The sequence below is a fragment of the Mesorhizobium sp. M1A.T.Ca.IN.004.03.1.1 genome (genome assembly GCF_003997555.1).
Classification (GTDB): Bacteria; Pseudomonadota; Alphaproteobacteria; order Rhizobiales; family Rhizobiaceae; genus Mesorhizobium.
Genome location: NZ_RZTV01000447.1, coordinates 1 through 265, shown reverse-complemented (window position 1 = coordinate 265; position 265 = coordinate 1). Strand labels below are relative to the sequence as shown.

The window sequence follows — 265 nt, the reverse complement described above, 5'->3', positions numbered from 1 at the left end:
TGATGGGGCAAGCCAAAGTTGACGAAACTCTCCTCGCGGCTGCCGCCTATCTGCCCGGCCAGGTCGCAAACCTCACGAGGGGAGCGAGCGTGACGGCGCAAACCAACGAAATACTGGAGCGCATCGATGACATGCTGCTGCGCGAAGGTACCGACAAGTCAGAGATCATTCTCGCCAACATCTGGCTCAGGGACCTTGCCTCATTCGAAGAAATGAACGGAGCCTGGGATGCTTGGATGCCGAATAGCGGAACGCCACGGCGGGC

1 protein-coding gene is annotated in these 265 nt (G+C 59.2%); it reads left to right on the top strand.

Annotation, left to right across the window (positions count from 1 at the left end; translation table 11 throughout):
* Positions 1–2: 2 nt before the first annotated feature.
* On the top strand, positions 3–265 hold a 263-nt coding region (locus EOD29_RS32375; RefSeq protein WP_127248842.1), incomplete at its 3' end, for a Rid family hydrolase.